The organism is Desulfovibrio sp. An276 (assembly GCF_002159665.1).
Taxonomy (GTDB): domain Bacteria; phylum Desulfobacterota; class Desulfovibrionia; order Desulfovibrionales; family Desulfovibrionaceae; genus Desulfovibrio; species Desulfovibrio faecigallinarum.
The window spans coordinates 189,500-210,582 of sequence record NZ_NFJC01000001.1 but is presented as its reverse complement, the minus strand read 5'-3'; the positions used below and the strand labels follow the sequence as shown (position 1 = coordinate 210,582).

15 protein-coding genes and 1 tRNA gene are annotated in these 21,083 nt (G+C 54.8%); 7 read left to right on the top strand and 9 right to left on the bottom strand.

Annotated elements, in window-relative coordinates; all coding sequences use genetic code 11:
• Positions 1 to 306: 306 nt before the first annotated feature.
• The gene (locus tag B5F76_RS14390) at positions 307 to 576 is read right to left on the bottom strand and encodes a hypothetical protein (protein WP_144268352.1); all 270 of its coding nucleotides are present in this window, start codon (positions 574 to 576) and stop codon (positions 307 to 309) included.
• On the opposite strand from B5F76_RS14390, the gene B5F76_RS00945 reads away from it, so the two are divergent.
• The 5 genes from B5F76_RS00945 to B5F76_RS14705 all read left to right on the top strand — a co-directional run bounded on the left by B5F76_RS00945 (position 575) and on the right by B5F76_RS14705 (position 7,965).
• Positions 575 to 1,588, top strand: a complete 1,014-nt coding sequence (locus B5F76_RS00945; protein ID WP_087350225.1) for a molybdopterin-binding protein — start codon at positions 575 to 577, stop codon at positions 1,586 to 1,588. The two genes, B5F76_RS14390 and B5F76_RS00945, sit on opposite strands and share 2 nt — an antisense overlap.
• Positions 1,589 to 1,777: 189 nt before the next feature.
• Positions 1,778 to 4,507, top strand: a complete 2,730-nt coding sequence (locus B5F76_RS00940) for a molybdopterin-dependent aldehyde oxidoreductase (protein WP_087349748.1) — start codon at positions 1,778 to 1,780, stop codon at positions 4,505 to 4,507.
• A 99-nt stretch (positions 4,508 to 4,606) separates the two neighbouring features.
• Positions 4,607 to 7,228 (top strand): pyridine nucleotide-disulfide oxidoreductase/dicluster-binding protein, encoded by a 2,622-nt coding sequence (locus B5F76_RS00935; RefSeq protein ID WP_162608612.1) that lies wholly within the window; start codon positions 4,607 to 4,609, stop codon positions 7,226 to 7,228.
• A gap of 99 nt (positions 7,229 to 7,327) precedes the next feature.
• Positions 7,328 to 7,702 (top strand): hypothetical protein, encoded by a 375-nt coding sequence (locus B5F76_RS00930; RefSeq protein ID WP_087349744.1) that lies wholly within the window; start codon positions 7,328 to 7,330, stop codon positions 7,700 to 7,702.
• A gap of 74 nt (positions 7,703 to 7,776) precedes the next feature.
• The gene (locus tag B5F76_RS14705; protein ID WP_162608611.1) at positions 7,777 to 7,965 is read left to right on the top strand and encodes a hypothetical protein; all 189 of its coding nucleotides are present in this window, start codon (positions 7,777 to 7,779) and stop codon (positions 7,963 to 7,965) included.
• 526 nt (positions 7,966 to 8,491) lie between these two features.
• On the opposite strand, the gene B5F76_RS00925 is transcribed toward B5F76_RS14705, so the two are convergent.
• Entirely contained in the window at positions 8,492 to 9,589 is a 1,098-nt protein-coding gene (locus tag B5F76_RS00925) for an AAA family ATPase (RefSeq protein WP_087349742.1), read from the bottom strand.
• 513 nt (positions 9,590 to 10,102) lie between these two features.
• Here B5F76_RS00925 and B5F76_RS00915 point away from each other — a divergent pair.
• A tRNA-Ile gene (locus tag B5F76_RS00915) sits at positions 10,103 to 10,178 on the top strand.
• Between the two features lie 186 nt (positions 10,179 to 10,364).
• Here B5F76_RS00915 and thyX read toward each other — a convergent pair.
• A complete protein-coding gene (gene thyX / locus B5F76_RS00910; RefSeq protein WP_087349738.1) occupies positions 10,365 to 11,159 on the bottom strand; it encodes an FAD-dependent thymidylate synthase in 795 nt (264 codons plus the stop codon).
• A gap of 631 nt (positions 11,160 to 11,790) precedes the next feature.
• Here thyX and B5F76_RS00900 point away from each other — a divergent pair.
• Entirely contained in the window at positions 11,791 to 13,350 is a 1,560-nt protein-coding gene (locus B5F76_RS00900; RefSeq protein WP_162608610.1) for an outer membrane homotrimeric porin, read from the top strand.
• A gap of 136 nt (positions 13,351 to 13,486) precedes the next feature.
• On the opposite strand, the gene B5F76_RS00895 is transcribed toward B5F76_RS00900, so the two are convergent.
• From B5F76_RS00895 to B5F76_RS00870, 6 genes are all read right to left on the bottom strand, one after another.
• Positions 13,487 to 14,578, bottom strand: a complete 1,092-nt coding sequence (locus tag B5F76_RS00895; protein WP_087349734.1) for a polysaccharide deacetylase family protein — start codon at positions 14,576 to 14,578, stop codon at positions 13,487 to 13,489.
• An 85-nt stretch (positions 14,579 to 14,663) separates the two neighbouring features.
• Entirely contained in the window at positions 14,664 to 16,727 is a 2,064-nt protein-coding gene (locus tag B5F76_RS00890) for an elongation factor G (protein ID WP_087349732.1), read from the bottom strand.
• A 294-nt stretch (positions 16,728 to 17,021) separates the two neighbouring features.
• A complete protein-coding gene (locus tag B5F76_RS00885; protein WP_087349730.1) occupies positions 17,022 to 18,176 on the bottom strand; it encodes an XdhC family protein in 1,155 nt (384 codons plus the stop codon).
• A gap of 99 nt (positions 18,177 to 18,275) precedes the next feature.
• Positions 18,276 to 18,896: a histidine phosphatase family protein gene (locus tag B5F76_RS00880; RefSeq protein WP_087349728.1), complete on the bottom strand. Its 621-nt coding sequence runs from the start codon at positions 18,894 to 18,896 to the stop codon at positions 18,276 to 18,278.
• 116 nt (positions 18,897 to 19,012) lie between these two features.
• A complete protein-coding gene (locus B5F76_RS00875) occupies positions 19,013 to 20,254 on the bottom strand; it encodes an HD domain-containing protein (RefSeq protein WP_087349726.1) in 1,242 nt (413 codons plus the stop codon).
• 129 nt (positions 20,255 to 20,383) lie between these two features.
• Entirely contained in the window at positions 20,384 to 20,902 is a 519-nt protein-coding gene (locus B5F76_RS00870; protein WP_087349724.1) for a Fur family transcriptional regulator, read from the bottom strand.
• Positions 20,903 to 21,083 lie beyond the last annotated feature (181 nt).

Genomic DNA, 21,083 nt, shown 5'->3' with positions numbered 1-21,083 from the left:
CAAAATATCCGTGTTTCATTGTGAGCGCGTTGCGTGATCGCAAGGTCACGATGAAACGCCTGCCTTTCGGGGTTTTTGCCAAGGAGAGTGTCTTGGCAAAAACCCCTTTTTTTGTGCCCCACCCAATTGTCCTTAGCGGAAAGGCTCTCTTCGCTGCTTCGCCTTGCAGGCGAAAAATGCCGCAATACATGGATATTGCAATCTCGGGAAATTGGTCTATGCTGATCATTTTGGGATCCCCATGCTTTCCCTTGGGACGGAATGGATCCCTCTTCCTTTTCAAGGGCAAGGAGAAGGGGGAAATAATCACGCTTTTTTCGCAAGGCCGTTATGCTCTCCCAAATGGTCACGATTCTTTTGCCCCAAGGAGCATAAGGCCTTGAAAAGCAACAATATGGCCAGTTTTTCCGGCTTTTTTTCAAAAAAAGTTTGTCTTTTTTCGTGTTCACATGTATTTGTAAGGGAAACAGCCATAGCCTTTTCCTGACCGGAGAATACACGTTTTTTTGAAATTCGTGTCCAGAAAGGCAAGGGCAGGGCTGTCTCCCTTAAAGGAGTTGTGATGAGCTTTTCCATGAAAACCATACCCGTGCAGGACGCTGTGGGCACTATCCTCTGTCAGGACATCACCCGCATCGTTCCCGGCCAGTACAAGGGCCCAGTGTTTCGCAAGGGACACGTGGTGACAGAAGAGGACATTCCTGTCCTGCTCGATGTGGGCAAGGAACACCTCTATGTCTATAGACCCGAGCCCGGCATGGTGCACGAGGAGGATGCCGCATGGCGCATAGCGCGCTGTGTTGGCGGTGCAAACCTTGTTCTCAAGGGACCCAAGGAAGGCCGCATCGACTTTGTGGCCGAGTGCGACGGCCTTTTGAACGTGGACGAAGACCTCCTTTTCGACTTCAACTCTCTTGGGGAAATGACACTCGCGACACTTCCCGGCAACATTCGCGTGTGTCAGGGACAGGCCCTGGGTGCTACGCGCGTAACACCCCTGGTTGTGGAAGAAGACCTTCTTCGCAGGATGGAGAGCACCATCACCCGTCCCGTTCTTTCCGTGACCCTCTTTGCCTCGCCTCTTGTGGGCATAGTCACCACAGGATCCGAGGTATACGCTGGCCGCATCAGGGACGGCTTTGGTCCTGTCCTGCGCGAGCGCTTTGCCTCCCTTGGCTGCCCTGTGGCAGGCCAAAAGCTCAGCGGCGATGATGCAAACGTCATCGCAAACGCAATCCTTGATTTTGCGGCAGAGGGCTGTGGCCTCATCTGTGTCACAGGCGGCATGTCCGTGGACCCGGACGACAGGACCCCTGCCGCCATACGAAAGACAGGGGCTTCGGTTGTCTGCTACGGGGCGCCCGTATATCCGGGAGCCATGTTCATGCTGGCCTACCTTGAAAGGGATGGCAAAACCATCCCCGTCCTGGGACTTCCGGGAGGGGTTATGTACAGCAAGGTCAGCATCTTCGATCTCGTTGTCCCAAGGCTTCTTGCCGGGCAGATTCTCTCGGCTCGCGACGTGCACCGCATGGGGCACGGAGGTTTTCTCACGCAGCTGAGCTCCATGCCATATTCCTGCCTGTAGTTCTTGAAAACATCCTCCCGGCAATTGGGCTTGTAAGGAAGCCTGGGGGTTGCGGGGGGATTTGCCAAGGCTTTTTGCGGGAATATGGCGCCAACCGCTTCCAACAAGGTCCCCAGACCTTTTCCTTTAGTATCCAGACCCGGGGCCCCCGTGCCTATCCCATGGGTTTTTCCGGGCGGGAGGGAATGCATGCTTACCAAAACTCTCGTTGTCAATGGCACCGAACACCGCGTCCTTTGTGACGACAACGACTTTCTCGTGGATGTGCTGCGCAATCAGCTGCACTACACAAGCGTGAAAATCGGCTGCGGCAAGGGCGCCTGCGGTGCCTGCTCCGTGATCCTCAACGGCAAGGTGACCCGCGCCTGTATCACAAAGATGCGCCGCGTGCCCGATTTTGCCTCCATCACCACAGTGGAAGGTGTTGGCAGGGCCACCAACCTGCATCCCCTGCAGCAGGCCTGGATCTACCATGGCGCAGTGCAGTGCGGCTTCTGCACCCCCGGCTTCATCGTTTCCGCCTACCAGCTTCTGCAGGAAAACCTCTCTCCCACCAGGGAAGACGTGCGCGACTGGTTCCAGAAGCACCACAACGTCTGCCGCTGCACAGGCTACAAGCACCTTGTTGACGCAGTCATGGACGCTGCCGCCATCATGCGCGGCGAAAAGACCATTGACGACATCACCTGGAAGAAACCCGAGGACGGCCGCATCTGGGGCACTCGCATGCCGAGGCGCACAGGTGTTGCCAAGGTGACAGGCCAGGCAGAGTACGGCGCAGACCTTGCTCTCAAGATGCCCCCGGACACCCTGCACCTTGCCCTCACCCAGGCCAAGGTCTCCCACGCCAACATCCTCAATATCGACACCTCCGAGGCAGAGAAGATGCCCGGCGTGTACCGCGTCCTCACCTACAAGGACGTGAAGGGCAAAAACCGCATCACAGGCCTTATCACCTTCCCCTCCAACCTTGGCGATGGCTGGGATCGTCCTATCCTGAACGACACCAAGATCTTCCAGTACGGTGACGCTTTGGCAATCGTCTGCGCAGATACGGAAAAGCACGCCCGCGCAGCAGCAGAGAAGGTGAAGGTCGATCTCGAGCTTCTGCCCGAATATATGGACGCTCCTTCTGCCAAGGCTCCCGACGCCATCGAGATCCATCCCGGCACCCCCAACACCTATTTCATCACCCATGTGGTGAAGGGCGACGATCCCGAGCCTGCCTTCAGCGATCCCGAAAACGAGTGGGTGGAGGAAAGCTACTACACCCAGCGTCAGCCCCATCTTCCCCTGGAACCCGACTGCGGCTTTGCCTACATCAACGAACAGGGCCAGCTTGTCATCCACTCCAAATCCATCGGCATCCATCTGCACGGCCTCATGATCGCTCCTGGCCTTGGCGTTGAGCTCGGCAAGGATCTGGTCATGGTGGCAAACACAGCCGGCGGTACCTTCGGCTACAAGTTCAGCCCCACCCTGGAAGCCCTGGTTGGCGTGGCAGCCCTTGCCACTGGCCGCCCCGTGCACCTGAACTACAACTACGAGCAGCAGCAAAACTACACCGGCAAGCGTTCGCCTTTCTGGACGACCCTGAAGCTTGCTGCCAACAAGAAGACCGGCAAGATTGCTGGCCTTGTCTCCGACTGGGATTGCGACCACGGTCCCTACTCCGAATTCGGTGACCTCCTCACCCTGCGTGGCTCCCAGTACATCGGCGCTGGCTACGGCATTGCCAACATCCGTGGCGAAGGCCGCACAGTGTGCACCAACCACTGCTGGGGCTCTGCCTTCCGCGGTTACGGCGCACCCGAAGTGGAATTCCCCTTCGAAGTGTGCATGGACGAACTGGCCCACAAGATGGGCTGGGATCCCTTCGAATTCCGCTATGTGAACGTCTACCGTCCCGGTGACACCACTCCCACCCAGCAGGTGCCGGAAGTGTTCTCCCTGCCGGAGATGTTCGACAAGATGCGTCCCATCTACGAGGATTCCAAGAAGAGGACAGCTGCCAGAAGCACCGCAGAGGTGAAATGCGGCACAGGTATTGCCCTTGGCGTGTACGCTGCTGGCCTTGACGGCGCAGACTCCTCCGAGGCCTGGGCAGAGTTGAACGACGACGGCACCATTACCATCGGCGCCTCCTGGGGCGACCACGGCCAGGGTGCCACCTGCGGCATGCTCGGTTCCGCCCACGAAACCCTGCGCGTCATGGGCATAGACGAGAGCCAGATCAGGCTTGTCATGAACGATTCCAGCAAGACCCCCAACTCCGGTCCTGCAGGCGGTTCCCGCTCTCAGGTGGTGGTTGGCAACTCCATCCGCGTTGCCTGCGAGCAGCTGGTGGACGTCATGAGAAAGCCCGAGGGTGGCTGGTACACCCGCAAGGAACTGGTGGAACTCGGCCGTGAGCCCAAACAGCAGGGCAAGTGGACTGCCCCCTGCACGGACTGCGACGTTGAGACCGGCAAGGGCGATCCCTTCTGCTGCTACATGTATGGCCTCTTCCTCGCCGAAGTGTCCGTTGAGGTGAAGACCGGCAAGACCACTGTGGACCGCCTTGTGTGCGTGACCGATATCGGCAAGGTCAACAACTACCTGGTTGTGGACGGCCAGATCTTCGGCGGCATGGCCCAGGGCGTGGGCCTGGCCCTCACCGAGGACTACGAGGATCTGAAGAAGCACGCCACCATGGCCGGCGCCGGCATCCCCACCATCAAGGACATCCCGGACGACATGGAGATCATCTATGTCGAGACCCCGCGCAAGGACGGCCCCTACGGCGCATCCGGCGTGGGCGAAATGCCCCTGACTGCTCCGCATCCGGCAATCATCAACGCCATCTACAATGCCTGCGGCGCACGCATTCGCCATCTGCCTGCCTATCCCGAGAAGGTGCTTGCGGCAATGCCGAAGTAGTGCCTTTCGCATAGCGTAGACAAAACGTATACCATGGGGGGAACGGGACAACCCGTTCCCCCCTTTTTAACAGCCCGAAGCTTTTGGAGATACGACAGTATGGACATCGTTTTTGATCAAAAGGGCATGCACGCCCTGGAAGCTCGCTGCACACAGGAAAACCCGCCCCGCTGCCAGGTGGCCTGTCCCTTCAACCTCGATGTCCGCGCTGTCATGACTTGTCTTGCGAAGGGCAATGCGCACGAGGCAAGAAGGCTTGTGCAGCGCTCTCTTCCTCTGCCAGGCATTTTTGCCCACATCTGCGATCACCCCTGCGAAACAATGTGCCTGAGGGAGAACCTTGGCGGCCCTCTCAACGTGGGGGAGATTGAGCGCTTCCTAGTGCGCGAGGTTGAAGCTCCCCTTGAGCGCTCGTACGTTCGCAAGAAGAGTCAGCGCATGGCTATAGTAGGTGCTGGAGTTGCGGGCCTTGTGTGCGCCTATGACCTGGCTGCCAAGGGCTTTGACGTGGACGTGTACCACACAGGGGAGCCAGAGTATGCGCTGAAAGAGAGGTTTCCCAATCTTGACTGGGAGGCGCCCAACGGGCCAGCGGCAGAGTGGGAGAGGCTTTGCGCAAAGGTTGCCTTCCTTAAGGTGGAGAGTCTTGATGCCGGGCTTTTGACAGAGCTTGTGGCCTCGTACGAAGCGATCTTTGTGGACGCCTCGTGCGGGGAATTCGGCATTTCCCGGAATACGTGCAATGCAACAAGTCTTGTGTACGAGGAAGGATTTGACGGCAGGGTCGTTGCAGGCGGATGGGAAGATGCGACATTTTCTGCTGCGCGTGCAGGAGGAGAGGGGCGCAAGGGCGCTCTCACCATGGAGCGCATGGTAAGTGGTGTCTCGCTTACTGCAGCACGGGAAAGGGAGACAAAAAGTCCTGCCATGAAGTTGGATGGCATGGAAGAAGCAGTCAGAGTGTCTCCCGCAAAGGGGGTCTACACGAAGGAAGAGGCAGTGCGTGAGGCTTCCCGCTGCCTTGACTGCCGCTGCGACATCTGTGTCAGGGCTTGCGCCTACATGCAAAAATACCAGGGCTATCCAAAGGTCTTTGCGCGCAGGATTTTCAACAACCTCTCCATTGCCCAGGGCATACGCAAGGCCAATACCCTCATCAACAGCTGTGCCCTGTGCGGACAGTGCGAGGAGCTGTGTCCGGATGGCTTTTCCATGAAGGATTTGTGTCTGGCAGCGAGGGAAGAGCTTGTAAGACAGGGCTTCATGTCAAAGAGTGCTTTTGAGTTTGCCCTAGAGGACATGGAACAGGCTTCAGGAAGCGAAAGCTTCTTTGTGCACGAAGGAAATGGCGAAAATGCCCCAAGATACGTCTTTTTCCCTGGCTGTCAGCTTGCGGGTGCAAGGCCCAAACAGGTTGCCGACGTGTACGATTTTCTTTGCAAGGGGCTTCGCGGCGGCGTTGGCGTCTACCTTTCCTGTTGTGGCATTCCCGCGCACTGGGCAGGGGAGAAGGAATATTTTGCAAGGCATGTGCAGCAGATGCGGGAGAGGCTCGCTTCCCTTGGAAATCCCACTATCATTGCCGCCTGTCCCACGTGCCTCAATGTCTTTAAGGAATATCTCCCCGAGGTTGCGTCTGCGTCGCTTTGGGAAGTGCTGGACGGCATGGATCTGGGGGACAGGAAGCTTGGGCCAGATGTGCCGGACACCCTGGTCATCCACGATCCCTGCGCAGCAAGGCACAATACGGCCTGGCAGAAGGCTGTGCGCAGCCTTGCCAAAAAGTGCGGAGTCACAGTCCTGGAGCCGAAGCATACCCGCAAGACCACGGCCTGCTGCGGCCACGGAGGCAATCAGTGGTGTGCCGACTTTGAGGCAGCCCGTGTCATGGCAAGGAAGAGGGCAAGGGAGCTGGGTGGCCCTGCCATGACAAGCTGCATCATGTGTCGGGAAAACCTCGCAGCCCAGGGGCTGCCTGCCTGGCATCTTCTGGACATCCTGCCCGTAGGCTGGGAGGTCGGTGCTCCATATCCTGCCACAAGCCTGTCGCAAAGAAGGGCAGGGCGGATTGAGGCAAGGCGCATATTTGTGAGGAAGCTTGACAAGGAAGAGATGCCCCAAGGGGAGCACAAGGTGCGTCTGCGCTTTGCAAGGACGTTTCCCGTGAGGCAGAATGAGAGCGTTTTGGGGGAAGGCTCAAAGGCTAGAGAAGCGGCATGTCTGGCTGCCCTGGAGGCAAGGCAGATTTTGCTTAATGATGTAGAAGAGACGATTTTTGTGGCTGAGAGAGAAGGGCGCTTTTTTGTGAACCCCGATACTGGACACAGACTTGCGAGTCATCGTCCCCGCACTGTGACCTTCTGGGTCGAATACTATAGGGACGAGGCTGGGGACATATATGTCGTGTCTGACGCCTGGTGTCACCGCACCCTTGTGCCAGGAGCAGGTGGAGAAAAGCTCAATCAGCCAAGGGCCCAGTCTGAGGCAGGGGAAGGCTGCGCGTGGCTTTGCGGGCGCTGCGAGAAGGCGCTTTTCCAGGAAGATGTGCCCACACGCTACGCCCACGGGGGGCTCACCATGCGCCTTTGGCGCTGCCCAAAGTGTGGCCTTACCTATGTGCGGAAGGATTTGGCAGAGGGCATGATGCTTGATATGCAGGGGCGCATGGAAGAGACTTGGCACGGAGGAGGGCAGCGCTGGATGGCGGAAGAGGGAGAATAAGGCCTCTCATCTCCTTTTAAGTGCCTCAGTGGCCCGTTTCTCCTATAAACGAGCGAGTCGAAGGTACATTATTGTGAATGTATGAGGAGGGAAAGATAAATGAAAGAGATGAGATATTATCCTGGATTTGAAATTATGGATGAAAATTGGTTGAAGTTTGCACTGCTTTATTTTGATGTACTTCATCCGATTATGCCAGATTCTCTTGATCAAAAAGAAATGTATTTAAGTAAAAAATTTCAAATTGTTATGGATGAAACTGATTTAATTGATCGATATAGCCCAAGTTATGAACATAAAGCATGTGCATTTAGACGTACATATGAAGAAATTAAAAAATATTTAGAAGATCCAAAGATTTATAATATATATTTTCCAGTAAAAAACAATGAAAATATTATAGAAAAATGGAAAAATAAAAACAATCAAAATTTTATACTTTTTAGAGAAAAATATTCACAAAATTTTTTTTAATTTTGTATTAAAAGCAAATTAGGGGAAAATGTGATGAAGGGATTAAAATTTCTTATGATATAGCTTATTTGTATATGAGCTTTCTTGCAAATTGTATTTCAAGATCAAATGGATACGAAATTATTACTGATGAAAAAATATATTCTGATTTTTTAGTTCATGATGATCTTATTTTGTTAAAACTAAATAAAAATAAAATTTCAAATGTCTATAATAAAATTTATTTAGAATTTCCAGCAAATATATCATATATTAAACTTTAAACAATAATAAATTTGAGAAAAATAATGATTTTAATAATTATATAAGTGCTTATATTCATGAAATAGATAAAATACTAGATTGTAAAGAAGGAAATAAAGAGTAATCTTTGCGTGATATGTTAACATATAAAAAGAATTTTTGAAAATTTGTTGATCAGTTATTAAGTGTACTGCATCAGTAATACTAAGTGTGTTTAGTGCTTCTTCTTTAATATCAGGTAATAGCGAAGGTATATTATCATCTTTGGCGTCAACTGCTATGGATATAAGTACTGTGAGAGATGTATATAGAGAAATGCCGACTTCTATTGAAAACATAAAGACGAAGTACTTAGCAAGAAAGTATATTGCATCTCTTAAACAGCTTAATAGATCTACAAGAATTGATAGATATCGGTAAATCCACAAGAGTACGGAAACTGGAAGCTTCTCGTTGGTGTAAGTAACAAATGTCTGTAATGACAGAAGGGGCGTATTGTCTTCGACTGAGCTGTAGCAGGAGGTGTTCGCCTGATGCCTATGCCCGTCAGTTGTTCAGAAGCTGCAGGCGAAAGTCGAGCATGGCAAGAACAGGGATTTCGCCAAACCGCTCCCTCAGGGCTTCGATGGCCTTTTGCGCTTCCATGGCATTGCCCTGTTCGATCAGCGTCTCAATAATGTGGACTTCACTCGCTGCCTCGTCTACGGCTCCAGGGACCTGGAAGAAGGAGGCAAGTATGTTCTCTATGCTTGCTCCCCTGGCAAAGGAAACCCGCTTTTGCGCGACCTTGCCCTTTTCGTTGTAGTCGAGCCACACTATCTCCCGTCTGTCCAGGCTGGCCCACATGAAGGGGGAGAGGCTTGCAAGAATGAACTGCACCTTTGGGAAGGTCTTTTTGAGAAGGGGGCAGAGCTGCATCTGCCAGAGTGGATGCAGACTTGCTTCCGGATTGTCCAGAAGGACTATCATGTCCTGGTTTGCACGGGAAGCAGTGTCCAGCTCAAGTGCTATGTGCGCCAAAAGGCCTACAAGAAAGTTTTCTCCTGCGGATAGCTCGCTTGCGACATCAAGGATCATACCGTTCTTTTCAACGCACAAGGGGTGTCCCACCCGTTCCTTCTTGATATGGAGATTTTGCAGGCCGGGAGCAATTTCCGCAATGGATGCACGTATTCTCTCCAGGATTGGATCCCTGTAGGTACTGTCCCTTTGCCGTTCGTGTTGCTCCTGACTTTCCAGACGCGCAAAACGGGTCTTGAGCCTTGCAAAGTGGATATCCCTTTTCCCTGAGAGGATGGACACGATGCGCGGACCCTGTGGCATGGCATCCTTGTCTTGGCTTCCGTCATCCTGTGTGGCGTGTATCCCGCGCTCGGAGCAATGGACAATACAGCTGCCGCTTGCTCCTTCAAGAGTGGCTGTTACCTGGCAGTCGCTGCTCCCGGCTTTTTGCAAGGAAGGCTGCAGCATAGCCTTGCGAGCCTTTGGGGAGGGGAGGGCATGCAGCACATCGGCAAGAGCACGCAGGATGGTGGTCTTGCCTGTGCCGTTCACGCCGAAGAGGACGTTCATGCCTTGCCTGAAGGCAAGCTCAAGGTCGTCAAACGTTGCGTAGTTTCTGAAGTGAACGCTTGAGAGCAGCATAATCCTTCTCCCTGGAAAAGGGGCACATGGGGGGCAGGCGCCCTGGAAAGGCAAGTATATGGGCGTGCCTCATCATACTCCTTGGGCCCATGGGGACACAACAGCAATGGAGGGCAAAGGGAGGATGGCAGTACCGCACAACAAGTTTGAGGAATCAAATGCTCAAACTGTCGTTAGGGACCACTTTTGAGCAGTTATCTTGTCAAACTTCGAAAGTAGTGTTCACGCTGGGCATGACACAAGAGGATATTTGGGACAAGGCTACCTGACGCAGAAAGCTTTGCTGGAGGCATAGAGTCGAATGACGAGGGTGCATGGTCGACTGACGGTACAGGCGGGAGAAAAGCTCATGGCCTTGCACAAGGAGAAAAGATTGCGCGCTCCGCTCTACTTTTGGCGTGACATAGAGAAACCCGGGTTTGTTTGAGGTAATCTCGGGGGACAGCCTTGTTTTGCGCTCGAAAAAATTGTCTTGACAGAAAACAGGAACAGGACATAGAAGATTTTTTCGGCGGACCCGTAGCTCAATTGGCAGAGCTTCCGGCTCATAACCGGCTGGTTCCAGGTTCGACTCCTGGCGGGTCCACCAGCAAATCAACAAAAGTCGTATGGCCCCTGTCTCCTGATTTTCGGACACAGGGGCCTTTTTTGTGCCCGAGAGACGCTGTATCGTACCCATTGCCCGCAGCTGGACGACAAAAAAATACGCAGTGGGAGTACTGCGTATTTGGGAAATTTCCGGTACTTTCTGGAGCCGTTTGAGCTTCCTTAGGGATTAGTCTTGGTCGTTTTCAAGCTGAGCGAAGGCTTCCTTTCTGTGCTTTTTGAGAAGCTCCATGGCTTCGTCCTTGGTGAGGATACGCCCCTTGCAGGCGGGATTGATGAGTCTGTTTTCCGGACAATAGCCAAGCTGGACACAGGAGGGGCCTGCGCCTGCGAAAAGATCCGGGGCAGCCTTGCGGCAGAGGCGCAGCATCTTGTTTGCCAGATCCCGGATTTCTGCCTGGGCGTTCTTGCAGCAGCGGATGGCAAACCAGTCGCGCAGTGCGTGAGCGTTCATGCCGATGATGGCTTTGAACTCTGTGGCCTGAGGTTTCAGGTAGCGCAGATCCTGTTCCGGCAGGCCTGCCTCAAGGCCCGCGTCGTACCACTGGGAGGAGATGGCGGCCAGCTCCCTGCCAGTAAGGCGCGTCATATGCCCGTCCGGCAGGGTGACTTCGGCTGCGAAGTTGGCGACGGATTCGGGGTAGACAACGGAGAAGGTCCGCTTGCCCCCCAGCTCCGCGCGGCCGGACTTTATGAGATAGGAGGCAATGCGCTTTCGCACAAGCTGGGTTTCGGTCACGCGGCTGTAGCCTTCGATGCCGAAGAGGAAGAAGTCGAATTCCAGGGCTGCGCCGTGGTTGCTGGAGACAATGTTCTCGACGATTTTCTTTGAATACTCGGAGGCGACAATGTCTTCGAGGCTGCGCTCCGAGCGCACAAAACGGGCAGCAATGTCCGTATAAATCTTGCCGCCTCCTGCGAGCAGCAGAACCTTTCCCTGGCCTGTGTACTGTTCCTTGATCATATATGGGCCCTCCCTTGGCGTGCTCTCTTATGCGGGATTTGCATCCATTGTCAAAGAGTGGGCAGACTGTTCAAAAAATACAACGTTAGCAATTTCAGATACTTGAAGTTTTGTTTGCCTAGGGATCAGGAAAAATCCGGGATCCCGGTTAAAGATTTTTGCCCGAAGGTCGATAAGATATTCAGGCGGGGTAACCCGGAGGAAAAATCGGTTTTCCTCACAGTCTGCAGGAGTGGATGCAAAAGATTGTACCATTCCTGCTGGGCTTTCGAAGGCCATCCATAGCCCATGAAAAGCCCATATCGCCCTGCAAGCCCATTTGCAGGAAAATTTTTTGTTCGAACCTTGAGAAATTGACTTTGAAGAAAAATTTTTTGAATTTGGTTAACCTACTGAAATTCTTGAATTTGGCTTCACAAAGAAATTTCTTCCAGGGCTAAAGAGTAAAAAATTTTTGACGATAAGACTTGCATACCGGGTTGGAACTGAGTATCTTGCATCCAACAAGGGTGAGCGAACCAGCTTAACCCGTCAAACCTAGATCTTTTGGGCAACGCCCGAGGTCAGGAAATTTTGCCAAAACTTGGTGCCAATTTTCCATATATGGCGCCTCATTTAAGGAAGGAAAGTCATGAAAAAGCTTGCTACGCTTCTGATTGCCGCCGGTCTCGTGTTTGGTGCGACCGCTCCGGCTGCAAACGCCATTGACTTCAAGGCCAAGGGCGAGTGGGTCATGAGCTTCGATTACGGCCAGAACGGTAACTTCACCGGTGGCCATGGTCAGACTGGCTACAACGGCAAGGAAGACGAGTTCGAAGCCAAGCAGCGTCTGCGCTTGCAGTTGGATGCTGTGGCCTCCGAAAACCTCTCCGGTACCGTGTTCTTCGAAATCGGCAACACCACTTGGGGTGAAAGCGAGAGTGGCGGTGCCCTTGGTGCCGATAAGCAGATCGTTGAAGTGCGTCGCGCCTACATCGACTGGATGGTTCCCAACACCGAACTCAAGGTTCGTATGGGTCTCCAGGGCATGAGCATCCCCTCCTTCACCATGAAGAAGTCCCAGGTGTTCGAGGATGATGTGGCGGGCATCACCTTGTCCTATCAGTTCACCGACAACGTAGGTGTTACCGCTTTCTGGGCTCGTCCTTACAACGACAACTATGGTGGCTGGAAGGATAACAATGGTTCCCACAACCAGAACTTCATGGACAATGTTGACGCCTTTGGTCTGACCGTTCCGCTGACCTTTGACGGCATCAAGGTAACTCCTTGGGGTATGATCGTAGCCATTGGTCCTAATGCATTTCGTGGTAATGGCGACCATACCACCGATGCCTTTGTAAACTACGAAAATCTTGGCACAAGCAAGGCCCAAATGCTGAATGGTTTGCTGCCTGCTTGGGGTGTCGCAGGATCCGGTGGTCAGACTGCTAACAACTTGGAATTGAAGGAATACGCCACAGCTTGGTGGGCTGGCCTGACTGCCGACATCACCTACTTTGATCCCTTCCGCATCGCCTTTGATTTCATGGGTGGCGGCGTGCAGTGGGATGACAGCCGCCTGAACCGCGCTGGCTGGATGGCTGCCCTGCTCGTTGAGTACAAGATGGATTGGGGTATTCCCGGAATCCTTGGTTGGTACGCTTCCGGTGACAACAGCAACCTCGGCGACGGTTCCGAGCGTCTGCCTTACCTGTCCCTGGGCAATGGCGACAACCAGTTCTCCAACTTTGCCTTTGACGGTCATCCCTACATCGCCCGTGAAGGAGTTCTTGGCCCCAGCATGGCCGGTACCTGGGGCGTTGGCCTGCGCGTGAGGGATATGTCCTTCATCGAAGACCTGAAGCACACCTTCCGTGTCAACCTCATTGGCGGTACCAACGATCATGGTATCTTCAGGCAGTTGGCCAAGGGTGCTGCGACTGTGGCCGGTTACCCTGTTAATAATAGCGATGACTATGGTTTCAAGGGCCTGTACCTCACCGATCAGGATACCGCTCTGGAAATTTCTCTGCACAACGAGTACAAGATGTACGAGAACTTTACCATCATGCTGGACGCCAGCTACTTGGCTCTGTGGCTTGAAGATACCAAGTACGAAGGTATCCGTCGCCAGATGATGGGCGCAACTACGTCCGGCGAAACCCGCGACGCTTGGAACGTCAACGTGTCCTTCGTGTACTCCTTCTAGTACATCAAAGAGCACGACAGATTTTGCGAGGGGCTGAAAAGCCCCTCCCAAGATTGCATAAAAAAGAGGATCTCTTTCGAGGTCCTCTTTTTTCATACCTTGCAAAAACCGTTTTTTGCAGAATTTGGCTTCGCGCCTACCTCCCAGTCCCCTCTGCCCCAAATCGCTCATCCAGCGCCGCATTGTCCCCGGGCGTCAAAAAATACCCCTCCTTCTCGCGCACAGGCTTTCCCATGGCCAAAAGTTCCCCAACACTCACAAAGCGATACCCCTGCCTTCTCAATCCCTCAGCCACATAGCGCAAGAGCTGGAACGAGCCCCTTGGCACCAGATTTGCGTGGAAGAGGAGAATAGAGCCAGGCTTGACGGACCCTATCACATGCCTTGCCTGAGCTATGCTTGCATTGTTGCCTCCAGTCTCTGCCACCACATCCCACTGTATGGGCTCAAGGCCCAGTTCCGCCAATATGTTCAGAGCAGCCTCGGAAGATCTGCCGTAGGGGAAGCGGAAATACCTCAAGACTTCCGGCAGGGGAAAGTCGTTGCCAACTCGAAAGCGCTTCCTGTCCTTCAAAGCCTTGTCCCGCAAAATCTCGTACTGGCACTGGGTATCCAGTATCTCTTCCTTCATGCGCTCAGGGGAGAGCAGCGCAAAGTTCCCATGGGCCCAGGCGTGGTTTCCCAGCTCAAACAAGGGATCCTGCAGTATCTCCCGCACACGTCGCTCGTGCGAGCGCATCCACTTGCCGCCCACAAAGAATGTGGCTGGCACGTTGTTGTCCTGCAGCCAGAGCACGATGTCCGCGTCAAAGCCCGTAGTCGTTGTGGCAAGCTCGCACATGTCGAAGGTGAGTGCACAGACCTTCTCTTCTCCCACAATGTCCACCCTGCGAATGGCACCCTCTCTTGCTTCGGGATTGGCAGGTAGGGAAAAGTCCGGGACGCGCTTTTGCGGGGGACGGTTATTGTTGGGGATGACACCGCGCCTGTCCCTTGCCTGCAGGGCCTGCAGGCGCAGCTCGTTTCTGTTCTCTTCGTGGAAGAAGAGCCGCTCCGCATAGCGGGAAAGCACCTCGTCCTTCGTGCTTGCTGCTGCCTCATGGGGCAGATGCCCCATGCCTGCGAAAAGCCCCAGGGCAAGGCCTGCCCGCAAAAACTCGCGCCTGCCTCTTGCGTCTTCCTTGATTTGCGCCTTCTGCTTCGTATTTCGTGCGTGTCTCGGGTACATAGGTATCCTGGCTCAATTCTTGTTGAAAAAAAGGTCCGGCCTGTCTCCCAGGCCGGACCTTAAACATATTTGTTGGTCTTGACGACTATTCGCCCCTGGCAGCCTTGTATTCTGCCACAACCTTTTCGACAACGGGCTGGGGCGCTTCCTCGTAGTGGTCAAATTCCATGGTGAAGAAGCCTTGGCCGCCTGTCATGGAGCGCAGGTCAGAAGCGTAGCGCAAGATCTCGCTCATGGGCACATGGGCCTTGATTTCGGTGACACCGCCCTGGGAGTCTGAGCCAATGACCTTGCCGCGGCGGGAGGAAAGGTCGCCTATGACATCGCCCATGCTCTCGTCCGGGATGGACACTGTCATGAGGACAATGGGTTCAAGCAATATGGCCTTGAGCTTTTCCATGGCATTTTTGAAGGCCAGGGAGCCAGCGATCTTGAAGGCCATTTCCGAGGAGTCCACGGTGTGGTAGGAGCCGTCGTAGAGGCGCACCTTGAAGTCCACCACAGGATAGCCTGCGATGTAGCCTCTGGCTGCAGCTTCCTGAATGCCCTTGTCTACTGCGGGGATGTACTGCTTCGGAATAGCACCACCCACGATGGCATCCTCGAAGACGTAGCCGGAACCCCTGGGCAGTCCCTCCATCTCGATCCAGCAGTCGCCGAACTGGCCGCGGCCACCGGACTGTTTCTTGTGACGGCCCTGGACCTGCACCTTGCCCTTGACTGTCTCGCGGTAGGGAACCTTGGGGGTCTTCAGGACAATGTCCACCTTGAAGCGGCGCTTTGCGCGCTCGACTGCAAGCTCGATGTGCAGCTGGCCCATGCCGGAGAGCAGGATGTCGCCTGTCTCCTCATCGTGCTCAAGCTTCAGGGTGATGTCGTCGTCCAGAAGCTTTTGTATGGCAGCAAAGACCTTGTCTTCCTCGCCACGGGTCTTGGGAGCAATGGCAAAGGTGATGAGCTGTGGCGGAAGGGCAGGCACTGCCACCTTGAAGGGGGCCTTGGGATCTGCCAGGGTGTCGCCGGTCCTGGTATTCTTGAGCTTTGAGACAGCAACGATGCTGCCAGGGCCCATGGCGTCCTTGCAGGAGACTGTGGTCTTGCCGGTGATGCTCAAAAGGCCGCCCATGCGCTCCGTCTCGCCGCTTGTCATGTTGAGCAGCTGTGCGTCGGAGGTCAGGGTGCCTGTGAGCACGCGAAGAAGCGAATAGAGCTGGCCGGAAACGGGGTCTGCAACGCTTTTGAACACAAAGCAGGCCAGGGGGCCTTCGGGATCGGCCTTGTGGGTACCGCCAGCCTCGTCCAGGATACCGGGATTTTCCAGGGGAGAGGGGAAGAGGTCCTCGATGGTGGAAAGAAGGGCGGAACCTCCCTTGTTCTCAAGGGCAGCAGTCACAAGCACAGGGTAGATCTGTTCTGTCAAAACACCCTTGCGAAGGCCCGTGTGCAGCTCTTCAGCAGAAAGGGCACCCTCGTCCAGATACTTTTCAAGGAGCTCCTCATCGCTTTCTGCAATGTTTTCCACAGCAAGGTCATGGGTGATGGTCACCTCGTCCTGCATGGCCTCGGGGATCGGGCATTCTGTCACAGCACCGTTGTCGCCAAAGCGGTAGGCCTTGCCGGCAAGAACGTCCACGTAGCCTGCAAAGGTCGCACCCTCCATGATGGGCAGCTGCAAAACAACAGGGCGCACGCCAAGAGTTGCGAGGCTTTCCACTGCCATGGAGAAGTTTGCACGATCCCTGTCCATCTTGCCTATGACAAGGAGAGTGGGGAGATTTGCCTCGCGCACATGGTTCCAGAAACGCTTTGTCAGGGGACGCACGCCGTCCACTGCGTCTATGACAAAGAGAACGCTGTCCACGCCCTTGAGCAGATACTCGAGATCTCCGGTGAAGTTCCCGTCTCCGGGAATGTCCAGCAGGAAGTGGCGGTTCTTGTTCCAGAGGAAGGAAGCCACTGCAGGCTGAATGGAACCGCGGCGGCGGATTTCTTCCGGCTCGTAGTCGAGGCAGGTGGTTCCTTCCTCGATGGCGCCCATCCTGGTGATGGCGCCGGCATCAAAGAGCAGCATTTCTGCAAGGGAGGTCTTGCCGCAGCCGCCCGTACCCACAATGGCGTATGAGCGCTGCATATCGAGAGGGTTTGCCATGAAGTACTCCCGTGGTTGACGTGGACAGGGGAAAAACGAACCGGACGTGTCCGTACAAAAAAGACCGGTTCTGCAACAAATTCGGCCAAATTCTGCCAGTATTGGAATTCAGGCTGATACTGGATTTCACTCTATACGCCAATTTCCAAAAAGAAAAGTCCCGGACGCGTGAAACATGAACCGGATTTTGCAATCGGTTCAAGCCCCTTGCTCACGCGCCCGGGAATTTGTGCGGGATCCGCCCCTCATGCCTCTCTCTGGATAGGGTCAGCCCTGCTTGATTCTTGTGTCTTTCTAGCTGGCAGTCTCGCAGCCTGCGCCGCTCTCGCAAAGCCCGGAACTCTCCTTCTCCTCAGCTTCCTGCGCCTTGTCTGCACCCTGCACCTGTCCTGCAAGAGAGGCATCAAGGTGATGCCTTCCACCGTCAAGGACAGCCCTTGCGGCAATAAGCTGAGCCACGATGCTTATGCCAATTTCTGCAGGTGTTTCGGCACCAATGTCGAGGCCCACCGGAGCCGTCACCCGTGCAAGGTCTTCCTTTGCAAAGCCTTCCTCGTTCAAAAGCATGTCGTAGATGGTCCTGATCTTGCGCTTTGAGCCGATCATGCCAAGGTAGGCCGGCTTTTTTTTCAAAGCCTGAACGAGGACTACCTTGTCATAGCTGTGCCCCCTGGTCACGATGACAACAAGGGTCTTGTTTTCCAGGGCCATGCCTGCAAAGCAGTCCTTGTACTCCGGAACAGCGCGCACCAATGCCGCCATGGGGAAGCGGTCTTTATTGGCAAACTCCTCCCTGTCGTCCAGGACACAGACAGTAAAATCCGCCCTTGCGGCAATCTCTGCAGTTGCCTGGGCCACGTGGCCACCGCCTGCAAGGACAAGCCTCCAGGGTGCTGACCAGGGGATGACAACAAAGTTCTGGCCCATGGAATCGGAAATCTCCAGGGGCACGTCCAGCTCCCCCTTCTCGAGCTTTTCCCTTAAGGTGCAGGCGATCTCCGTGGGGATGGGCCAGGTGGCAGCCTTCTTGCGGCACAAAACCCGCCTTCCGGGCGCACGCACGGGGATCACGGAAAACATGTCGTCCCCGCAGCCCATGGCTATGGCAAGGCGCTGGTAGAGCACTTGGGTTCTGCTCTCCGGGTGTATGGGTTCGAGGAAAAGGCGCATGCTGCCCCCGCAGATCATGCCGGCAGAGGCCGCGTCCTTGCCAGTGAGCCTGAAGTCCATGAATTCGGAGCGGCCGGACTTTGCCACCTCCATGCCCCTTTCTATGGCCTGACCCTCCAGAAGGCCTCCGCCAATGGTGCCGGCGACAAGGCCTTCCTCGTCAACCAGCATGCAGGAGCCCGCATGCCTCGGTGCAGAGGCAAGCTGCTTTACAATGGAGACCAGGGCAAGGTTCTTCTTCTTTTGGAGTTCCTGGCAAATACTCTCTACTATGGACATGAAAATACACTCCTGAAAGACGGGGCCTGAAAGCCGCGATTGCAAAGGCCGCGATGAAAGCCGTGACAGGCAGCAGGGGCTTTTTGGGGATGCCCCGCTCTATCTTCCCCAAAGAAGGCTCATGGCCCCGTAGGGCTGGGGGATACTCATGGCGCATTCCAATGGCAGGGCAAGGTAGTCCGCAAGAATGGTCCTGTTGAAGGCGCAATGCCCCACAACCACGAAAAGGCCTTCTGGCGTGTGCATGCGTGCCCTAAGGATTGCCATGAGTGCCCTTCTTTGCAGCATGGCAAGGCTCTCGCCCCCTGCTGGTGCGTAGTTCGCAAAATCCTTCCCGCGCTCTGCCAAGGCTCCTGGAAAGCGTTTTTCCACCTCTTCCTTGGCAAGACCCTCCCAGGCGCCAAGGGATATTTCCCGAAAGCCGGGATCCGCAATGACAGGCATGGTTCCGCCCCTGGGTCTGAAGGCCCTGCGCAGGATGTCGGCACAGGCTATGCCCCTGCGCAAATCCGAACAGAAAAAGGCCTTGGGTGGTGTTTTTTCCAGGGCTTCGGCAATCTCTTCTGCCAGGCGGGTCATGTGCGCCTCTCCGTATGACGAGAGCTCCACGTCTCGTTGTCCCACAAAGCGGTGTTCGGGATTCGGGACAAGCTCGCAGTGGCGAAGAAGAAGGATTGCCTGACCGTTTTCAGGAAGGGTAGGGGAGGAAGTATCCGGCATGGCTCATGTTGTGGCAGGGTAGGCCTGCCTTCGGAAAGGTTGCGATTCGGGAGTTGGGATTTGGGGGAGAAGGCCCTGAACACTGGCTCGCCCCGAAGTGGCCCTTGGGCACAATATCAGTTCAGAGTGTCCCGGGCAATGTCTGCAGGACTTTTCTTTAGCTCCCTGCGTATCCTCTTTTCCAGGGCCAAAGCGTGGGAGAGGCGCTTTTGTATGCCTGCGACAGCTTTTTCGTTGTCCGCAAAAAGCTCCATCTTCATGCCAAAGCGCCGTTCAAGGGGAACAAAGCGCGGGCCAAAACAGTACTTGTCTGCAAGGTACACAAGCTCCCTGGGGCTCACGTCCTCGTCTTTGGCAAGCACAAGGTCCCTGTGATCGCGCACGCAACGCGCAAGATCGGAAAGGCCCAGAAAATCGAGGAAATGGCCGCCAATTTTTTCGTGGTGCCCAAAGCCCTTGGCAATGTCGTGCACATAGCCCGCAGCACAGGAGAGAGCCTCGTCCACTGGCTCGCCCTTGAGGATATAGTGCATCGCAAGGACCTTTGCCGTGCGGCCTACTGCCATGGCGTGTGCTATGCCGCGCTCTGGCACATTGAGGAAGCGAAGAAGCGCAAGGGCTTCCTCAGGGGAAAGGGATTTTTGCAAAAGGCTTGCGTATCTTTCCTGCAGTGGGTCCTGGGGCAGGGTGGAGAGTTCGTCCAAGAGGTCCTTGTCCTGCGCTTGCCTTGCAATGTCATCGAGAGAGGCTGTGCCCAAGGCTAGGGATGCCAGATCCCCTTTTGCAAGATAGATGGGCCAGCCTGGCCCGGCAAGCGAGCAGGGACAATGCGAGATCTTCGGGGAATTTGCTGCGAGTTCAAGAAGGCAACACAGTGTCGAGCGCCTTGTATAGGGAAAGGCTGCAGGGTGGAAGAGGACGGGATCCGAGACAAGGTTTTCCAAAGCCTTCCACATCTCCCTCTCGCCTGCGAGCAGGAACACTCGGCACCCAAGAAGGGCCATTTTGCACGCAAGAGCCGGAAGGCCTCCTGGTTTGCCCTTCTTTTTGTGTCCCTTGGAAAGCTCCTTTGCGGGGAGTCCTGCATGGATCACAAAGAGGGGTTCCAGGTTGAGATTATGGTAGAGAGCAAGAAGTCTTTGCGCAGCAGCAAAGAGTCTTTCTTCTCCCTTGGTTCCGGAAAGAGCGTTTTTTTGATCCGCAAGGGGTTTGAACATAATCACTGGCACGGCACGGGCGTGCAGGGCCCCCTTCCAGGGAAAATCGTCCGGATAGCGGAAGGGACGGGATGGTCTGAAACGAAAGGGGGCTTCCTCGCTGTTGGCTGTCCTGCCAAAGTCCTGTCCTTGAACTGTCATGCCCTGGTCTGCCTCCCGAATTTTTGGAGAAGGGTGAAAAAAGTGGCGCAAAAGCCGGCCCGCAGGGGGAAGGTCTTTTGCGCCCGGATGTACGCCCGAGTGCCTGTGTGTGTCGGTGTGTCTGATGCGCTATTTGAGCTTTGTGGCCAGTCTTGCCTGTTCGTCCAGCTCTTCCTCGCTGTCCTTGTGCGCGCGGCACTCGGAGCAAAGCCCATAGAGCACGTGAAAATGTCCCAGAAGCGTAAAGCCGTATCTTTCGGCAATGCTCTTTTGCAGCTGCTCGATGTTGTTGTCGTAGACTTCCACTATCTTGCCGCAATTGACACAGGTCAGATGATCGTGATGCGTGCCTGCGTTGACGATTTCGTAGTGGGCAACCGTGTCCGTCAGATGGATTTCCGCTGCAAGCCCTGCAGCGCACAGCAGCTTCAGAGTCCTGTAGACCGTTGTCTGCCCTATGCTGGAATCCAGTGTCTGTACGTACTGGTAGAATTCTTCCAGGGTATGGTGGCCGGGATAGTTGAAGAAGGCCTCGGCTATGCGGCGCCGCTGGGCCGTGATGTTCATCTTGTTCCTGGTCATGAATTCCACGAACTGCTCGACAGTCGGCCCTGCATGGGACGTATTCTTCTGGACTTTGTTTGGCATTGTCCCTCCAATGCTCCAAGGGGGCTCGCCCTGCAAAAGCATTCCTTTTTTCGGGAAAGCCTTTTTGCCTTGCTGTCGCGAGTTTTAAGGAGAAGACTCTGCAAAAGACAGGCCAGACAGGGACAAGAATGGGTAGACAAAAGGAGTGCATCCGCCTGGAAGCCAGGCTCTGCACGCCTTT

Excerpts from the sequence above, each read along its gene's own strand:
- B5F76_RS00945 (WP_087350225.1), top strand. The coding sequence starts at position 575 with ATGAAAACCATACCCGTGCAGGACGCTGTGGGCACTATCCTCTGTCAG.
- B5F76_RS14390 (WP_144268352.1), bottom strand. The coding sequence starts at position 576 with ATGGAAAAGCTCATCACAACTCCTTTAAGGGAGACAGCCCTGCCCTTG.
- B5F76_RS00940 (WP_087349748.1), top strand. The coding sequence starts at position 1,778 with ATGCTTACCAAAACTCTCGTTGTCAATGGCACCGAACACCGCGTCCTT.
- B5F76_RS00935 (WP_162608612.1), top strand. The coding sequence starts at position 4,607 with ATGGACATCGTTTTTGATCAAAAGGGCATGCACGCCCTGGAAGCTCGC.
- B5F76_RS00930 (WP_087349744.1), top strand. The coding sequence starts at position 7,328 with ATGAAAGAGATGAGATATTATCCTGGATTTGAAATTATGGATGAAAAT.
- B5F76_RS14705 (WP_162608611.1), top strand. The coding sequence starts at position 7,777 with ATGAGCTTTCTTGCAAATTGTATTTCAAGATCAAATGGATACGAAATT.
- B5F76_RS00925 (WP_087349742.1), bottom strand. The coding sequence starts at position 9,589 with ATGCTGCTCTCAAGCGTTCACTTCAGAAACTACGCAACGTTTGACGAC.
- thyX (WP_087349738.1), bottom strand. The coding sequence starts at position 11,159 with ATGATCAAGGAACAGTACACAGGCCAGGGAAAGGTTCTGCTGCTCGCA.
- B5F76_RS00900 (WP_162608610.1), top strand. The coding sequence starts at position 11,791 with ATGAAAAAGCTTGCTACGCTTCTGATTGCCGCCGGTCTCGTGTTTGGT.
- B5F76_RS00895 (WP_087349734.1), bottom strand. The coding sequence starts at position 14,578 with ATGTACCCGAGACACGCACGAAATACGAAGCAGAAGGCGCAAATCAAG.
- B5F76_RS00890 (WP_087349732.1), bottom strand. The coding sequence starts at position 16,727 with ATGGCAAACCCTCTCGATATGCAGCGCTCATACGCCATTGTGGGTACG.
- B5F76_RS00885 (WP_087349730.1), bottom strand. The coding sequence starts at position 18,176 with ATGTCCATAGTAGAGAGTATTTGCCAGGAACTCCAAAAGAAGAAGAAC.
- B5F76_RS00880 (WP_087349728.1), bottom strand. The coding sequence starts at position 18,896 with ATGCCGGATACTTCCTCCCCTACCCTTCCTGAAAACGGTCAGGCAATC.
- B5F76_RS00875 (WP_087349726.1), bottom strand. The coding sequence starts at position 20,254 with ATGACAGTTCAAGGACAGGACTTTGGCAGGACAGCCAACAGCGAGGAA.
- B5F76_RS00870 (WP_087349724.1), bottom strand. The coding sequence starts at position 20,902 with ATGCCAAACAAAGTCCAGAAGAATACGTCCCATGCAGGGCCGACTGTC.